The organism is Methylobacterium sp. WL7 (genome assembly GCF_008040085.1).
In the GTDB taxonomy this organism is placed as follows: Bacteria; Pseudomonadota; Alphaproteobacteria; order Rhizobiales; family Beijerinckiaceae; genus Methylobacterium; species Methylobacterium mesophilicum.
Window position 1 is genome coordinate 22,217 of the sequence record NZ_VRVG01000021.1, and the last position, 16,219, is coordinate 38,435.

The window sequence follows — 16,219 nt, forward strand, 5'->3', positions numbered from 1 at the left end:
CCCTCCTGCAGGAAGCATCGACGATGCGTGGTTCGGTCCGTCTGGCTCTGTGTGCGGTCCTGGCGACCGTGACGCTGTCCGCCCCGGTTTCCGCGCAGCCGTCGCGCTACGCCGAAGGCGGCGGCTATGGCGGCGGACTGATCGAGTACCTCATGACCGGGCAGGCCGGGGGAGGGACCCGGAGCCGTCCGCAGCGCGACGCGGCTCCCCAGCGTGTCGCGGCCTATTCGGGCGAGCTGCTGCCCGCCGAACCCGAGCCCCTTCAGGACATGTCGCGGCAGGTTCTGCCGCCGCAGGCCTACGGTGCACCGCAAGCCTACGGCGCGTCGCAGGGGGATCCGGGCCGCATCGCCCGGGAGGTCGGCCCGGAATACCGCCGCCAGGAGGTCGCCTTCGCGGGGCCGCAGCGGCCCGGGACGATCGTGATCGACACCTCCGCCCGGCACCTCTACCTCGTCCAGCCCGGGCAGCGGGCGCTGCGCTACGGGATCGGCGTGGGTCGGCCGGGCTTCGCCTGGAGCGGCCTCAAGACCGTCAGCCGCAAGGCCGAGTGGCCGGACTGGACGCCGCCGGCCGAGATGCTCGCCCGCCGCCCCGACCTGCCGCGGCACATGGCGGGCGGCCCCGAGAACCCGCTGGGCGCGCGGGCGCTCTATCTCGGCTCCTCGCTCTACCGCATCCACGGCACCAACGAGCCGGGCACCATCGGCCAATCGGTCTCCTCGGGCTGCATCCGGATGATGAACGAGGATGTCGTGGATCTCTACGATCGTGTTCCGGTGGGCACTCGGGTCGAGGTTCTGTAGCCCGCGTGTCCGCCGGCGCGGGAATCCTGTCGGCGCGGGCGCACCAGGTTGGTCGGGTCTGTCAAAAGCTTCAAGAAACGGGAACGTGACTGTTCAAGAGGCCACGAACGCTTCGAGTTTTTCGGCCCTCCAGGCCGACGATGCGCTGACTTCGAACCTGGGCCGACGAAAGGGGGCAGGCGAAGCGCGATCCTCGCAGAGGTGCGCGGCGGTGCCTTCTCGGCCACGGTGAGGAACAGGCCTGCAGCCTGAACCATGCCTCAGAGCCGCATGCTTGATGCTCGACGTGAACCGTCTGGGAGCCGGTCTGCGTCGGAGATCGCGGGCGCTGGGTATCCCCGATCGCCGGCCGCGGCGTAGAATGACGTCAGCGATCGCGCGGCTGGCGGTGGGCCGATGCCTGCATCAGGACTTCGAACAGCCTCCGCTCGATCCAGCGCCGAAACCTGCCGGAGACCGTGCGCCACGGCAGAAAGCCCGCTGGCAGCATTCGCCAGGCGCCACCGACCCGCAAGTGCCGAGTAATCCCGCCAGCCCCCCCCCCGGCGCGCGGGCTTTGCCGCCGGACTACCCGCCAGACGAACTTCGCGCCTGCCTACAAGACGGATGGGGACGGCCGGCGCAGGATCTCACACGGGCTCTGCGATGGTTGGCTTTCTGTCTGTCTGCTTTCCATCGGTCGAACCAGAGACGCGGACGCGTGCTTGGGGCCCGACAACGAAAGCTCCACCCATCCCAAGCCTGCGACGCCGCTCGGCACCTTCGCAGACGCGGGCGTCGATCCCTGAAGCACCGGCGATCTTACGCACGGGCCGCTTCGAGGACGCCGGTCGCCAGGGCCACCCAATAGGCGGCCCCGATGGGCAGGGCGTCGTCGTTGAAGTCGTATCCGGGATTGTGAAGCGGCCGGCCGGGCTCGGCGCCGTCGGTGCCGAGCCAGACGTAGGCGCCGGGGCAGGCCTGCAGCATGTAGGCGAAGTCCTCCGAGGCCATCGACGGCGCGACGTCATCATGCCGCGCCGGTATGGCCGGGACCCGGGCTGCGGCGGCGAGCGCGAGCGGGACGGCGTCCGGGGCGTTGACCGTCGCGGGATATCCCGTGTGGTAATCGACCTCGGCGGCGCCGCCATGCGTGCGGGCGGTGCCCGTGGCGATCTCCGTGATGAGCGCCGCGACCGTCCCGCGGACGCTCTCGGAGAGGCAGCGGACGGTCCCCCGGATCGTGGCGAGGTCCGGGATCACGTTCCAGGCGTCGCCGCCGTGGATCTGGGTGATGCTCACCACCGCGGGATCGAGCGGAGCGATCCGGCGGCTGACGATGGTCTGCAGGGCCAGAACCGTCTCGGAGGCGATCACCAGCGTGTCGATGCCCCGCTCCGGCATGGCGGCGTGCGTCCCCGAGCCCCTGACGCGGATCTCGAACGTGTCGAGGGAGGCCATGATCGGGCCCGGGGTGGTGGCGAAGGCTCCGAGCGGTAATCCTGGCCAGTTATGCAGGCCCCAGACCGTGTCGCAGGGGAACATCCGGAACAGGCCGTCCTCGACCATCGCCCGGCCGCCGCCCTCGCATTCCTCGGCCGGTTGGAAGATGACCCGGACCGTGCCGCGCAGGTCTTCCACGCGGGCGAGCTGGCTGGCGGCGCCGAGCAGCATCGCGACATGCCCGTCATGCCCGCAGGCATGCATCACACCCGGATTTGTGGAGGCGTAGGGCAGGCCGGTCGCCTCGTGGATGGGCAGCGCGTCCATGTCGGCGCGCAGGCCGATGGCCGGGCCTTCCCCCCGTCGCAGCGTCCCGACGACGCCCGTCCGGCCCAGGCCCCGATGGACCTCGAAGCCGCAGGCGGCGAGTTCGCGTGCGACGAGATCCGCGGTGCGGACCTCCGCGAAGGCGAGCTCCGGATGGGCGTGCAGGTCGCGCCGCCAGGCGACCATGCGATCGAGGATGTCCGCGTCTATGCTCATGCCGTTCGCTCCCTGGCCGTCACAGGTCCAAGTCCGGCCATCCCTGCGCGTCGGTCGATCCGCCACCGAGCCCGGCCCGGCGGCGGATCGAACCATGTCTCACGTCACCGGCACATGCATCCAGAACTGCGCGATCAGGGTCGCGCCCAGGAACGTACCGGCATTCGCCATGAACGAAACCACGACGATGCGCCAACCCAATTGCCGGAAGGCGGGGATGTCCTTGGCTATGGACAGGCCGGCGAACGTCAGGATCGGGGTGGCCAGGGCGAGGAAGTTGATCTTGCCGGTCAGCGCGGCGATCTCGGCCGCGTACGGCATGGCCGGATAGGTCAGCGCCATGCCGATCAGGGAGACCCAGATCACCGCGGGAAGCTTCCGCGCCGAGAGCACGTAGAGGCCCCAGCCGAGGATCACGACTCCGATGATGATCGCCATCCCGCCCACGACGGCGGCGTCGGGGATCACGCCGTAGGTCAGATAGTTGCCGATGAGCCCGTAGGCGCCGATCAGCAGCCACGCCACCAGCATCTCGGCGAACCCGATCGTCGTTTCCTCGTGCGCCGGGGTCACGGCGACGGCCGAGGGCTCCCGGACCGTGTTGGGGCGGTTGCGTCCGAGGATCGGTTCGAGCTTGCCGTAGGCCCAGATTGTGAAGGGCAGCGACAGGAATAGCGTGAAGTAGGTTCCGATTGTCGTGGTGATCAGGTTGCTCGCCGCCGCGAAGGTGGCGACATCCTTGGCCACCTCGGGGGTCTGCTGCGCCGCGATGGCCCCCGACGCGGCGGCCATCATGCTGCCGGATCCGACGCCGGCCCCCATGGCGAGCGCGAGGGGATTGAAGATGTTCAGGCTGGCGATGAGGCCGGCCAGGACGGCGATGAAGACCGCCCCGAACACCGTACCGGTAAGGTATTCCGCGAGCACGCCGCGCCCCTCGGGGGAATCCATCCCGTAGCGCTCCCCGATGATGGCCAGGCTCGGCTCCCGGCCGACCGAGAAGGTCGCGCCGATGGCCTCCCGCTTGATGCCGAGGAGGAGGGCGATCGGAAGGCCGAACACCATGGTGCCGAAGAAGTGGCCGAACTCCTGGAACACGAGCGACCATCCCGACGCGAAGATCTTCGGCAGCGAGCCGCCGACCAGCAGGCCGAGCTTCGCGATGAAGACGAGGAGGGCCGGCTGCAGGAAGGCGGCCGCGGCCGATTGCGTCGAGGATCGCAGGCGCAGGAAGGCCGGGAGCCGGGGGCTCGCCAGACCGAGGGTTCCGCCGAGCAGGAGGGCCCAGAGCAGGGGCAGCAGGACGATCTTTCCGGTCCCGACGGGGATGTTGATGTTGCCGATGGCCTCGGCGATGACGACGATGACCAGGGCGATCAGGAACAGGCGGACGCGGCTCGGTCTTTCGGCCGGGGCGGACCCGACTGGGATCGGCCCTCGATGGATTGCTTCCTGTGCCATGGCTGTTGTCCTCCCTGCGATCGGTCGCGGCGCTTCTGGTTCTGATTGTTGTTTTTGCGCCGCCATCGGCTCCCGCGGACCTCGTGAGGGGCCCGCGGGGCGACGAAAGCGTCTGTCTGGCGGCAGCGCGTATGGGCGGCCGCTGTCCGGCTCAGCCCACGTAGCCGAAGGCGACGCCGGGTTGGGCTGCGGTCTCGACCCACACGCTCTTGGTCTGGGTGTAGGCCATCAGCGCCTCGCGCCCCGAGGACCTGCCGAAGCCGGAGCGGCCGAACCCGCCGAAGGGCGAGGCGACGTTGATCGTCTTGTAGCCGTTGACCCAGAACGTCCCGGCCCGGACGGCGGCGGCGACGCGGTGGGCGCGGCCGACATCGTTCGTCCAGACCGCGCCGGCGAGGCCGTACGGCGTGGCGTTGGCGATCTCGACCGCCTCGTCCTCGGTCTCGAACGGCAGGACGGTCAGGACCGGGCCGAACACCTCGTCCTGGGCGATCGCCGCATCGGGCGTCACGCCGTCGACCACCGTCGGACCGAAGTAGAAGCCGCCGGTGTCCCGCAGGTTGGCCGGACAGGCACCGCCCGCGGCGACGCGGGCGCCGGCATCCGCAGCCTGGCTCACCATCGCGGCGATCTTGTCAAGTTGTCGGCGGTTGTTGATCGGGCCGATCTGCGTCGTCGGATCGGTGGGCGCGCCCACCGGGATGCGGCCCGCGGCGTGGGACAGCCGCGCCACGAAATCCGCGTGCACCGACCGGTGGACGAGGAGGCGCGAGCCGGCGACGCAGCTCTGCCCGGCACCGCCGAAGATCGCCGCCTGCGCGCCCAACAGGGCACGGTCGAGGTCGGCATCCGCGAACACGATGTTGGCCGACTTGCCGCCGAGCTCGAGCACGCTCGGCACGATGTTGCGCGCCGCCGCGGCCGCGATCTGCGCCCCGGCCTCGGCCGAGCCGACGAACACCACGAGCCGCGTGTCGGCATGGGCGACGGCCGCCGCCCCGGTGGTCGGGCCGGCGCCAGCCAGCACCGAGACCAGGCCGCGCGGGATCCCCTCGGCCCGGTCGCACAGCATCCCGAGCGCCAGGGAGGTCAGCGGCGTCAGCTCGGAGGGCTTCAGCACCACCGCGTTGCCGGCGCAGATGGCCGGGGCGATCTGCCAGCCGGCGGTGAAGATCGGGGCGTTCCACGGCGTGATCTGCACCACGGTGCCGAACGGTTCGGCGCGGGTGTAGTTCAGGTGCGAGGTCGGGACCGGGATGACCTCGCCGTGCAGCTTGTCGCACCAGCCGGCGTAATATTCGAACATCTCCGCGACCTTGCCGACCTCACCGCGCGTGTCGCGGATCGGCTTGCCGGCCGACAGGGTCTCCAGCTCGGCCAACGCGTCGGCGTTCTGACGGATCAGGGCGGCCACCGCCCACATCGCCCGGCCGCGGGCCGCCGCCGTCATGCCCCACCAGGTCCGCTGGGCGGGCCGGGCCGCCGCCATGGCGGCGTCCACGACGGACGCGCCGGCATCCGCGAAGCTCGCCACCACCCGGCCGTCCGCCGGGTTCACGAGGTCGAGGGTTTCACCCGTTCCCACGAGGATCTCGCCGGACACGACGCTGCCGATGCGGCCGCCCAGGGAAAGGGCGGACAGGAGTTCCGAGATGCGCTGCGCCGCATCGCCTTGCACGCTGGTCGACATCAGTTCGCTCCGTTCGTGTTGCGGTAATCGGCCATGCGGGTGAAGTCCGCGGCGTCCGGGATGGCGTCGCGGGTGGTCGCCCAGATCTGCGCGACATGGGCGGACAGCGGCAGGTCGGCGCCGCTCTCGGCGGCCAGCTCCATGGCGAGGCGCACGTCCTTGCGCATCAGCCCCGCGGCAAAGCCGCTGTCGAAGGTGTTCGACAGGATCCAGCGGGGAAACATCACCTCGCTGATCGCGCTGCGCCCCGTGGCGGTGTTGACGACCTTGATCGCCTCCTCGGCCGACAGGCCGGCCGCCTCGGACAGGCGCATCGCCTCGCCCGTGGTCACGAGGTGGGCGGCGACGAGCAGGTTGTTCACGAGCTTGACGATGTTGCCGGCGCCGGACGGCCCGACATGCGGGGCGCGGGCCGACATCGCCGACAGCACCGGCTCGGCCAGGGCGTAGTCGGCCTCCGAGCCGCCGACCATCATCGTCAACGTGCCTTCGGCGGCCCCCGAGGGGCCTCCGCTCACCGGCGCGTCGAGCAGGGCATGGCCGGCCTGTTCGAGGCGGGCCGCAAGCCGCCGGGTGGTGCCGGGATCCGAGGTGGAGGTATCGACGACGACGACCTTCCGGTCGGTCCGGGAGAGCAAGCCGCCCTCCGCCGTGACCACGGCCTCGACATCGCGGGCCAGGGGCAGCGAGAAGACCAGGGCGTCCGCGCGACGCAGGACGTCGGCCAGGTCCGGGACGAACGAGACGCCGGCCGCCTCGACGGCGGCCCGCCGGGCGTCGCTGATGTCGTAGCCGATGACCTTGAAGCCCTTGCGAGCCAAGGTCGCCGCCATCCCGAGCCCCATATTGCCGAGCCCGACGACACCCACCGTCTCAATATTCATTTCGATACCTCCCGTTTAGGAGATGGTATCGATCGCCGATACGGTTGCTACAAGAACTGCTTTTCGAACAAGTCGTTCTTGTTAAGGCAACACTCAGCGTTGCGGCTGGAAGGCGACGAGGTGTTCGGTGAGCCAGCCCAGCAGCCGGCCCATCGCTTCCGGCAGCCGCCGTCCCGAGCGCACGACGAGGTGTGCGCTCGCCTCGGACAGGACCGGGTCGAGCAGGGGGATCACGGTGACCGCGTTGGTCTGCAACTCGGCCGCGACGGCGAAACGCGGCAGGAACGCGACGCCCAATCCCGCCGTCACGAAGCGCCTGTGCATCTCGAAGGACGCGGTCTCCAGCCGTGCGACGAGCCGGAAGCCGCCATCGGCCTCGACGCGTCCCAGCAACTGGCGCACGCCGTGATCGGAGGGAAGCAGGACGACCGGCTCGGAGGCGAAGGTGCGCAGGCCCTTGGGGGTCGAGGAACCGGCGAGGGGATGATCCTTCGGGAGAACCGCCAGCAGCGGCTGCCGCGCCGACACGACGCCGCGCACGTCCGGATGGGCGGGCGGGTTGTAGGCGAGACCGATATCCGTATCGCCCTGTGCGACCGCCGACAGCACGCTGTCCGTGGTCCCAAGGGAGACCTGAAACGAGATTCCGGGATAGGCCGTGACGAAGTTGGCCAGGCCGTTATCGAGCAGGTCGACCAGGAAGCCTGCGCCGCAGGTCAGCCGGATCGTCCCCTGCTGGACGCCGCGCAGCCGTTTGAGGCTGTCCTGGAGGAGCGCGGCCTCGTCGGCCTGGCGCTGGGCGTGCTGGGCGACGATGCGACCGGCCTCCGTCGGCACGACGCCGCGCGGTAGGCGTTCCAGGAGGTTCTCGCCGCACTCGGCCTCCATCTCGCTGATGTGGCGGCTGACCGCGGAGGCGGCGACGTTGAGCGCTTCCGCGGCGCCCCGCACGGAGCCGGTCCGCACGACGGCCAGGAAGTATCGCAGCGCTCGATCGTTCATCGCCGGGTAAGCGTGCGCTCTGGCCCCCCGCATATCAAGGCGCGAGCGCGCATCGACGGGCCCGAACCACGCCGTCTGCCCATCGACCTTCGCCCGTCCGGCGCGACCGGTCGCCCGTCGCTCACGCCGGACCGCCTTCGGCGTCCGCCCCGTGGATGTACCGGCGCTCGTACCGATCGCCCAGACCGGTCAGCACCTCGTAGCCGATGGTGCCCGCATCGGCCGCGACCGCATCCAGGGAGCGGTGCGGCCCGATGATCTCGACCATGTCGTCCTCGGCCAGCGCCCCGGCCGGAAGCGCGGAGGCATCCACCACGATGCTGTCCATCGACACCCGGCCGAGGATGGGCAGCGCGGCGCCGCCCGCCCAGGCCGCGCCGCGCCCGCTGGCGCTCCTCAGGAACCCGTCCGCATAGCCGACCGCCACGGTCGCGAGGCGCGACGCAACCGCCGTCCGTGCGGTGTAGCCGTATCCGACCGCCGTCCCGGCCGGCACGTCGCGTACCTGCAGGACGCGGGCCTCCAGCTTGACCACGGGCTGCAGCGGGTTGGGACGCCCCGCAGCCGGCGCCACCCCGAACAGGGCCGCACCCGGCCGCGCGACATCGTAATGGTAATCCGCCCCCAGGAAGATGCCGGAGGACGCGGCGAGGCTGGCGCGCATGGGCGGCAGCCGGCGCCGCGCATCCTCGAAGCGGGACCGTTGCGTCGGGTTCGCATCGCTGTCGGGGGCGTCCGCGCAGGCCAGGTGGCTCATGATGAGCCGCCACGCCACGGCATCGTGCTCGCCCGCCCGATCCGCGACGGCCGCGACCTCGGCGGGAGACAGGCCGAAGCGGCTCATGCCGGAATCGACCTGCAACAGCCCCGGCAACCGGCATGCCCGCGTCCGGGCCAGCGCGGCCCAGCGCGCGAGCTGGCCCGGCGTATTGAGGACCGGCACCAGCCCGTGCTCCAGGCACTCGGCTTCGGCCCCGCGCGGGGCTCCGTGCAGGATCCGCACGGCGGCCCCCCGGGGAACGTACCGCCGGAGCGCGATCCCTTCGTCGAGATGGGCCACGAAGAAGGTTCGGCAGCCGGCCGCGGACAGGATGGGAGCGACGCGGGCGGCGCCCAGGCCATACGCGTCCGCCTTCAACACCGCGGCGCATTCCGCCGTCCCGAGGCGGCGTGACAGGAGCCGGTAATTGGCCGCGATGGCGTCGAGGTCGACTGTCAGCATCGCCCCCGCGTGCGGACGCCCGCCATCGTCGAACGCCTGCACCCTATCGTCCTCCCGATCCCTCATGCGCGCGTCCACGGGCCTCATGCCGCGTAACGGCCGACGGCGAGGTCTTCGTGGGCGATGTCGGGCGCCCGGCCGGACATCAGGTCCGCGAGGAGCCGGCCCGACCCGCAGGCCATGGTCCAGCCGAGGGTGCCGTGGCCCGTATTCGTATACAGGTTGTCGTAGCGGGTCGCCCCGACGATGGGCGTCCCGTCCGGCGTCATCGGGCGCAGGCCCGTCCAGAACGTCGCCCGGCTGAGGTCGCCCCCGGCCGGAAACAGGTCGTGGACGCACCGCTCCAGGGTCGCGCGACGGGGCGGACGCAAGGCCTGGCTGAAGCCGGCGAGTTCGGCGGTGCCGCCGACCCGTATGCGGTCGCCGAGCCGGGTCAGGCCGACCTTGAACGTCTCGTCCATCACGGTGGAGACCGGAGCCGCCTCCGGATCCGTCACGGGCAGGGTCAGGGAGTAGCCCTTGACCGGGTAGACCGGCAGGTTCAGCCCGAGCGGACGCAGGAGCGCCGGGGTGAAGCTGCCCATCGCCGCCACGTAGGCGTCGGCGCGCAGCACCTCGGACCCGCAGGCGACGCCGGTCACGCGACCGCCCGAGGTTTGGAGCCCCGTCACGGTGACGTTGTAGCGGAACGTCACGCCGAGCCCCTCGCAGATGGCGGCGAGTCTCTGGGTGAACAGGTGGGCATCCCCGGTCTCGTCACCGGTGAGACGCAGGCCGCCCGCGATCTTGTCCTTCACCCGGTCGAGCGCCGGCTCGGCGGCGACGCAGCCCGCCGGGTCCAGCACCTGGTAGGCGACGCCGTAGGCGTCCAGGACCTTCGTGTCGTCGCCCACGTGATCGAGCTGCTTGCGCGTGCGGAACAGCTGCAGCGTGCCGCGTTCGCGATGGTCGTAGGCGATGCCGGTCTCGTCGCGCAGGTCGCGCAGGACGTCGCGGCTGTATTCCGCGAGCCGCACCATCCGCCCCTTGTTGCGGGTGTAGGCCTCCACCGTGCAGTTCGCCAGCATGCGGGCGAGCCAGCCGTAGAGACGGGGCTCGACGGACGGCCACAGGACCAGGGGGCGGTGGCGCATCATCAGCCACTTCATCGCCTTGACCGGAATGCCCGGAGCGGCCCAGGGGGCGGAATATCCGGGGGAGACCTGGCCGGCATTGGCGAAGCTGGTCTCCAGGCCGGACGCGGGCTGCCGGTCGATCACCGTGACCTCATGGCCGGCCTTCGCCAGATAATAGGCGGCGGACACGCCGACCACGCCGCTTCCCAGGACCAAGACCCGCATGTTCGCTCTCCTCGGCACCGAACATCCGCATTCGGCGCTCATCCGCCGCCCGGGACTCTGCGATCGCGGAGTCCTCGGCAGGGTCTGCGGGAAACGCGTCGCCCGGTCGCCGGCCGAGGTGTATCGAACATCGAAACCCGCGCACGATGCTGCGAACGTGTTGCAGTTTCTGCGAAGCGGATGCCATGAAACGATAGGAACTGCCACGGAACGACAGGTCGTTGCGCGATGCCACAGGATGAGATCGACACCGCCATCATCCACGCCCTGCGCGCGGATGCCCGGATGCCCAATGCGGCCCTGGCCAAGCGCGTCGGCCTGTCCGCTTCCGCCTGCCTGCGCAGGCTGCGGATGCTGGAGCGGGACGGGACGATCCGGGGTTACACCGTGCTGCTCGACGCATCGGCCGCATCGGGCCTGGTGGTGATGACCCAGATCGAGCTCGAGCGGCAGACGGAGGATTACCTGAACCGGTTCGAGGCCGCCGTCCGCCGCTGCCCGGACATCCAGGACTGCTACCTCATGACGGGCAGCTCGGATTACCTGCTGAAAATCCGGGTGGCCGATGCCGGGGAGTACGAGCGGCTTCACCGATCCGTGCTGTCGAAGCTGCCCGGCGTATCCCGGATCCAGTCCAGCTTCACGATCCGGAGCGTCGTCGGCCGCTGACCTGCGGCCGCCGGATATCCGGCCAGCGTGACGGGCCATCCGCGGCCTCGCGGCGATCGACGGATGCGGCGCGGACGGGCCGCCCCCGATCGCGGCGGCCGCCTAAATCGCCATTGCATCGCGGGATGGGGAATCCGTCGCCCGCGCCAAGGCCTGCAGGAAGGCGGCGATCGACGGGTTGCGTCCCTCGCCCCGGCGGAACGCCACCGAGATCTGGCGGGCGATGGGCGGATCGAGCTCGGTCACGCACAGGCTTCGGCCGGTGTCGCGCAGCCTGAGGTGCGGTTGGATCGAGATGCAGCAGCCGGCCTCCACCATCGCCTGCACGACCTCGAAACCGTGGCAGTGCGCGTGGATCTTCGGCTCGAACCCGACGGCGCGGCAGGCCTCGACCACGACCTCCGAATAACCCTTGTCGGGGTTGTCCAACGCCCAGATCTCGGTCCGCAGGTCGCGGAGCGTCACGGCCGCCCGGCCGGAGAGCGGATGGCGGCCCGGCAGGACGACGCAGAGGCGGTCCTCGCAGAGGGACCACGCCTCGATCGTCGCCTCCGGGATCCCCTCCAGGGTCGTGAGATCGTCGATCAGCGCGACATCGGTCCGCCAGCCGCGTAAGGCGGCGAGGCCGTCCATCGGCTCCAATTCGTCGAACCGGATGCGCAGCGACGGATGTGACACCCCGATGGCGACGATGGTCCGGGGGAGCAGGGCGGCGGCGACCGAGGGAAACGCCGAGACCCGCAGCTCGCCCGCCACGGTCCGCTTGAGTTCGGCGATGTCGGTCCGGGCCTCCTCGATGACCCCGATCACCGTCTCGGCGTGCAGGACGAGGCGTGCGCCGGCGGGGGTCAGATGCACGCCCCGGCCACGCCGTTCGACCAGGGCGATGCCCAGCTCGGCTTCGAGGAGGGCGATCTGCTGGGACACCGCCGACGGCGAGATACCCAGGGCTTCGGCGACCGCAGCCATGGTCCCGCGCACGGACAGCTCCCGGAGCGTGCGCAGACGCGTGAGATCCATTGCCCTCGCCCGGCCGTTGGATGTCTCCAGGACGGCGACCGCGACGGTCGCCGGAGATCCGGCGCCCCCGGCTTCGCGAGCCGCGGGGCGCCGGGGTCGATTACGGGTAGATCGGGAAGCGGGCGCAGAGATCCGAGACCTGCCCGTGGATCGAGCGGACGAGGGCCTCGTCGGACGGGGCCTTGACGATCTGCGCGATCCAGGTGCCGATCGCGCGGAACTCCTCGGCCCCGAAGCCGCGTGCGGTGCCGGCGTTGCTGGACAGGCGCAGACCCGACGGCGCCTCCGGGGGGCGCTCGTCGAACGGGATCTGGTTCTTGTTGACCGCCAGCCCCGCATGCTCCAGCGCCTTTGCGGCGATGTCGCCGGTGATGCCCTGGTTGACCAGATCGACGAGCATCAGCCCGCAATCCGTGCCGCCTGCGACCAGGCGGACGCCGGCCTCCGCCAGCGTGGCGGCGAGCATCCGGGCGTTATCGAGCACCGCCTGGTTGTAGCCCTTGAATTCCGGCCGCAGGGCTTCGCCGAAGCAGGCGGCCTTGGCGGCTACGATGTGCAGCATCACCGAGCCCTGGACGCCCGGGAAGATGCCGTAGTTGATCTTGTCGCTCAGCGCCTCGTCGTTCCACAGCACGAGGCCGCCGCGGGCGCCGCGCAGCGACTTGTAGGTGGTCGAGGTCACCACGTGTGCGTGCGGCAACGGATCGGGATAGATCCCCGAGGCCACAAGCCCGGCGAAGTGGGCCATGTCGACGACCAGGTAGGCGCCGACCTCGTCGGCGATCGCGCGCAGTCCGGCGAAATCTAGGACCCGGGCGTAAGCGGACCCGCCCGCGATGATCATCCGGGGCTTGTGCTGGCGGGCGAGGCCGCGCAGCTCGTCCAGGTCGACGAGTTCGGTCTCGCGGTTAACGCCGTACCGGACGATGTTGTAGTCCCGCCCGGTCAAGGTGGCGGGATGGCCGTGGCTGATATGGCCGCCCGCGGCGGTGTTCATCGACAGGATGGTGTCGCCGAGCTTCAGCAACCCGAGGAAGACGCCACTGTTCGCGTTCGATCCGGAATGCGATTGCACGTTGGCGAAGCGCGCGCCGAAGAGTTTCTTGGCCCGCCGGAGGGCCAGGTCTTCCACCGCGTCGGCGAATTCGGCGCCGCCGTAATACCGCGCGAAGGCGAAGCCTTCGACGGTCTTGTTGGTGAGGGCCGAGCCCTGCGCTTCGAGGACGAGGCGGGACACGATGTTCTCGGACGCGATCAGCTCGATCCCGTTCTGCTGGCGACGCAGCTCGCCGCGGATGGACGCCGCGAGTTCGGGATCGGCGTCGAGGCCTTCCGTGAAGTAGCCCTTGTGCAGGTATGTCATGTCGTCAGGCCCTCGCCGCAGAGAAGGAAGAAGACGCGGGTCGGCATCCGTCGGGGCGCCGCGTGGGCGTGCCGGCGACCGCCCGTCCGCGATCCGTGATCGCCCCTTGGATGCGGTTTTTGCCGAGGGTCCGCAAACGACATATCGTGGCCGCGAGACCAAGCTCACCTAGGCCTCAGATGCCCCTCTCTCCGCCCCGGCCGTCCCTCCCGTCGCTGAACGCGCTGCGTGCCTTCGAGGCGGCCGCCCGCCACGAGGGCTTCGTCGGCGCGGCCGACGAACTCTGCGTCACCGCGGCCGCGATCGCGCAGCAGGTTCGCGCACTGGAGGATTGGGTCGGCAGGCCGCTGTTTCACAGGAAGGCGCGGGGCCTGCAACTCACGAGCGAAGCCCGGGCGATGCTGCCGCGCCTGGTCGAGGCGTTCGACGCCCTGGCCGGCGCGGCTCATGGCCTCCGTCGGCACGCCGAGCGGCAGGAGGTCCAGATCGCGGCCCTCCCGTGCGTGGCGCAGCTCTGGCTCTCGCCGCGCCTCGGGGCGATGCGCAGGGCGTTCCCGAACCTCGAATTCTCGGTGGTCGCGCTGGAGAACCCGCCCGATTTCACGCGGGACCTGTTCGATTTCGGCCTGTTCTTCGTGGACGGGAGCCTGCCCAACTGCACCGCCCACACGCTCGTGGAGGACCGGTTGTTTCCGGTCTGCTCGCCCCAACTCCTGGCTGGGCGCAGGCTGGATCTGGCGAACCTTGCCGACATGACGCTGCTCCATGACGCGCGGTGGCGCAACGACTGGGCGCGATGGCTGAGGCATGCCGGCGACCGGCGGGTCGACGCCCGCCGCGGATCGACGTTCTCGCTCTACAGTATGGCCGTGGAGGCGGCGATCGAGGAGGCCGGGATTCTGATCGGCCACAGCAGCCTCTTGCAGGTTCCCCTTGGCGACGGGCGCCTGCTGGCGCCGATCGATACGGCCGCCCTGCTCGGTCCCCCGCTCTCGCTGATCCTGCCCGAGGGGCGCGGGCTTGAGGGGGGAACCGAGGCCGTGGTCGCGTGGCTGCGCGAGACGGCGCCGGCGCCCGCCGCACGGTAGGTGTCGGAGCGGGTCGATCGCCTCAACACCGCCTGTGCGCGTCGCGAATCGCGACACTCTGCACGGCTCAAAGCTCTTGTTTTGACGCGCTCTCTTGCGACGAACCGGAGCCACTTCGTCGGAGAGCGCTCTAACGTGCCGCCCCAGTGTCGGCCCGCCGGAGGTATGCGCGCGCCTCCTCCGGGGGGACCATGCTGCCGCCCGTGGCCCAGACGATGTGCGTGGCCGCCTCCAGGCGGTCGCGGTCGAGGTTCAGGCGGGCGCGGTAGGCGTCGTCGGCCACGATCCGGGAGGGGCCGGGTGCGCCCGCGACCGCGGAGGGCTCCAGCATGAGGCCTTCGCTGGCCTCGAGCAGGGCCAGGAGGTCGAGCAATTCCTGGTCGGCCACCGTGAAATAGCCATCCACCAGGCGCTGCATCGCCCGGCCGACGAAGCCCGACGGCCGCCCCACCGCCAGGCCGTCCGCGACGGTCGCGTTGGAGATGCCGAAATCCTGAACCGCGATCTGCTCGTGCAGGCCCGTATAGACGCCGAGCAGCATGCAGGGCGAGGGCGTGGGCTCGGCGAAGAGGCAGCGGACCGCATCGCCGAACACCAGCTTGAGCCCGAACGCGACCCCGCCGGGCCCGCCGCCGACCCCGCAGGGCAGGTGGACGAAGAGCGGGTGCTGCGCATCGACCGGCACGCCGAGGGCGGCGAGCTGCGGCCTCAGCCGCAGGCCGGCGACCGCGTAGCCCAGGAACAGATCCTTGGAGTGCTCGTCGTCGACGAAATGGCAGTTCGGATCGGCCTCGGCCTCGGCACGTCCCTGGGCCACGGCGGCCCCGTAATCGCCGGCATGCTCGACCACCGTGACACCGGAGGCGCGCAGGCGGTCCTTCTTCCACTGCCGTGCATCCGCCGACATGTGGACCGTGGTCCGGAATCCGATCTTGGCGCTCATGATGCCGATCGACAGGCCGAGATTGCCGGTGGAGCCGACCGCGACGCTGTAATCCGCGAAGAAGACGCGCGCGCTTGCCCCGCCGAGCGCCGCGTAGTCGTCGCCGGTCGTGATCAGCCCGGCTCCGAGGGCCAGGGTCTCGGCCCGCTTGAGCACTTCGTAGATGCCGCCGCGTGCCTTGATCGAGCCCGAGACCGGCAGGTGGCTGTCCTTCTTCAGCAGAATCCGGCCGCCGCCCGCGTAGCCGTAGCGCCGACGGAGGGCGTCCGCGAAGGCGGGCACAGCGACGAGGTCCGACTCGATGATCCCCCCGGTGGCGGCGAGGTCCGGGAAGAACCGGACGAGCAGCGGAGCGAAGCGCGCCAACCGCGCGCTCGCATCCTCGACGTCGGACAGGGTGAGCCCGGCATCGGCGAGCGCGGTCGCGGCGGGGGCGATGGCGGGGTTGAACCACGCGGTTTCCCGGCCCGCGATCAGGTCGCCGATCAGGGGATGGGTGGAGAGCCACGTGTCGAGTGGCCGTCCGTGGATCGAGGGGGCTTGCCGGGTCATCGTGAGGGTCCTGGCTGGTCGACGCTCCGGCCCGGCGACCGCCGGGCGCCAAGCCGCAGAGGGCGGGTCGGACCGTGTCATAAACCGGGACGCCGAGCGCGTGCAGCTCCCGGTGGATCGCCGCGGGGCTGCCGGCAAGCGCCCGGCTGACGCTCAGACGATTCTCAGGGCGTGCGGGCAAGCGATCGAACGGATCTTGCTCCGGGATGCGAGG

13 protein-coding genes are annotated in these 16,219 nt (G+C 70.6%); 3 read left to right on the plus strand and 10 right to left on the minus strand.

Going from position 1 to position 16,219, the window contains the following annotated elements; translation table 11 throughout:
• Positions 1–23: 23 nt before the first annotated feature.
• Complete coding sequence (locus FV233_RS08355) at positions 24–806, plus strand: L,D-transpeptidase (protein ID WP_147897214.1); 783 nt, start codon at positions 24–26, stop codon at positions 804–806.
• An 801-nt stretch (positions 807–1,607) separates the two neighbouring features.
• Here the strand turns inward: FV233_RS08355 and FV233_RS08365 are convergent.
• From FV233_RS08365 to FV233_RS08395, 7 genes are all read right to left on the minus strand, one after another.
• Positions 1,608–2,771, minus strand: a complete 1,164-nt coding sequence (locus FV233_RS08365) for a M20 aminoacylase family protein (protein ID WP_147897216.1) — start codon at positions 2,769–2,771, stop codon at positions 1,608–1,610.
• Positions 2,772–2,870: 99 nt separating this feature from the next.
• Positions 2,871–4,232 (minus strand): DUF3100 domain-containing protein, encoded by a 1,362-nt coding sequence (locus FV233_RS08370; protein ID WP_147853865.1) that lies wholly within the window; start codon positions 4,230–4,232, stop codon positions 2,871–2,873.
• Positions 4,233–4,383: 151 nt separating this feature from the next.
• Positions 4,384–5,922 (minus strand): aldehyde dehydrogenase family protein, encoded by a 1,539-nt coding sequence (locus tag FV233_RS08375; protein WP_147853864.1) that lies wholly within the window; start codon positions 5,920–5,922, stop codon positions 4,384–4,386.
• Entirely contained in the window at positions 5,922–6,806 is an 885-nt protein-coding gene (locus FV233_RS08380; RefSeq protein ID WP_147853863.1) for an NAD(P)-dependent oxidoreductase, read from the minus strand. The genes FV233_RS08375 and FV233_RS08380 overlap by 1 nt, the downstream gene beginning before the upstream one ends.
• Positions 6,807–6,899: 93 nt before the next feature.
• Positions 6,900–7,808 carry a LysR family transcriptional regulator gene (locus FV233_RS08385; protein ID WP_147853862.1) on the minus strand — a complete coding sequence of 303 codons (909 nt, stop codon included), beginning with the start codon at positions 7,806–7,808 and terminating at the stop codon, positions 6,900–6,902.
• Between the two features lie 121 nt (positions 7,809–7,929).
• Positions 7,930–9,096 (minus strand): alanine racemase, encoded by a 1,167-nt coding sequence (alr, locus tag FV233_RS08390; RefSeq protein ID WP_187278075.1) that lies wholly within the window; start codon positions 9,094–9,096, stop codon positions 7,930–7,932.
• A 17-nt stretch (positions 9,097–9,113) separates the two neighbouring features.
• Positions 9,114–10,370: a D-amino acid dehydrogenase gene (locus FV233_RS08395; RefSeq protein ID WP_147853486.1), complete on the minus strand. Its 1,257-nt coding sequence runs from the start codon at positions 10,368–10,370 to the stop codon at positions 9,114–9,116.
• A 228-nt stretch (positions 10,371–10,598) separates the two neighbouring features.
• Between FV233_RS08395 and FV233_RS08400 the strand changes: the two genes are divergently transcribed.
• Complete coding sequence (locus FV233_RS08400; protein WP_147853487.1) at positions 10,599–11,039, plus strand: Lrp/AsnC family transcriptional regulator; 441 nt, start codon at positions 10,599–10,601, stop codon at positions 11,037–11,039.
• A gap of 102 nt (positions 11,040–11,141) precedes the next feature.
• Here FV233_RS08400 and FV233_RS08405 read toward each other — a convergent pair whose 3' ends face one another.
• Positions 11,142–12,059 (minus strand): LysR family transcriptional regulator, encoded by a 918-nt coding sequence (locus FV233_RS08405; RefSeq protein WP_147897217.1) that lies wholly within the window; start codon positions 12,057–12,059, stop codon positions 11,142–11,144.
• A 100-nt stretch (positions 12,060–12,159) separates the two neighbouring features.
• Positions 12,160–13,422, minus strand: coding sequence for a serine hydroxymethyltransferase (gene glyA, locus FV233_RS08410; protein ID WP_147853489.1), 1,263 nt, complete (start codon positions 13,420–13,422; stop codon positions 12,160–12,162).
• Positions 13,423–13,601: 179 nt separating this feature from the next.
• Between glyA and FV233_RS08415 the strand changes: the two genes are divergently transcribed.
• Positions 13,602–14,510, plus strand: coding sequence for a LysR substrate-binding domain-containing protein (locus FV233_RS08415; RefSeq protein ID WP_187278076.1), 909 nt, complete (start codon positions 13,602–13,604; stop codon positions 14,508–14,510).
• 130 nt (positions 14,511–14,640) lie between these two features.
• On the opposite strand, the gene FV233_RS08420 is transcribed toward FV233_RS08415, so the two are convergent.
• Entirely contained in the window at positions 14,641–16,005 is a 1,365-nt protein-coding gene (locus FV233_RS08420; protein WP_147853491.1) for a D-serine ammonia-lyase, read from the minus strand.
• Positions 16,006–16,219: the final 214 nt, after the last annotated feature.

Coding starts and splice junctions, on each gene's coding strand:
- FV233_RS08355 (WP_147897214.1), top strand. CDS start 24: ATGCGTGGTTCGGTCCGTCTGGCTCTGTGTGCGGTCCTGGCGACCGTG.
- FV233_RS08395 (WP_147853486.1), bottom strand. CDS start 10,370: ATGCGGGTCTTGGTCCTGGGAAGCGGCGTGGTCGGCGTGTCCGCCGCC.
- FV233_RS08405 (WP_147897217.1), bottom strand. CDS start 12,059: ATGGATCTCACGCGTCTGCGCACGCTCCGGGAGCTGTCCGTGCGCGGG.
- FV233_RS08420 (WP_147853491.1), bottom strand. CDS start 16,005: ATGACCCGGCAAGCCCCCTCGATCCACGGACGGCCACTCGACACGTGG.
- FV233_RS08365 (WP_147897216.1), bottom strand. CDS start 2,771: ATGAGCATAGACGCGGACATCCTCGATCGCATGGTCGCCTGGCGGCGC.
- FV233_RS08380 (WP_147853863.1), bottom strand. CDS start 6,806: ATGAATATTGAGACGGTGGGTGTCGTCGGGCTCGGCAATATGGGGCTC.
- FV233_RS08385 (WP_147853862.1), bottom strand. CDS start 7,808: ATGAACGATCGAGCGCTGCGATACTTCCTGGCCGTCGTGCGGACCGGC.
- FV233_RS08375 (WP_147853864.1), bottom strand. CDS start 5,922: ATGTCGACCAGCGTGCAAGGCGATGCGGCGCAGCGCATCTCGGAACTC.
- glyA (WP_147853489.1), bottom strand. CDS start 13,422: ATGACATACCTGCACAAGGGCTACTTCACGGAAGGCCTCGACGCCGAT.
- FV233_RS08370 (WP_147853865.1), bottom strand. CDS start 4,232: ATGGCACAGGAAGCAATCCATCGAGGGCCGATCCCAGTCGGGTCCGCC.
- alr (WP_187278075.1), bottom strand. CDS start 9,096: ATGAGGGATCGGGAGGACGATAGGGTGCAGGCGTTCGACGATGGCGGG.
- FV233_RS08400 (WP_147853487.1), top strand. CDS start 10,599: ATGCCACAGGATGAGATCGACACCGCCATCATCCACGCCCTGCGCGCG.
- FV233_RS08415 (WP_187278076.1), top strand. CDS start 13,602: ATGCCCCTCTCTCCGCCCCGGCCGTCCCTCCCGTCGCTGAACGCGCTG.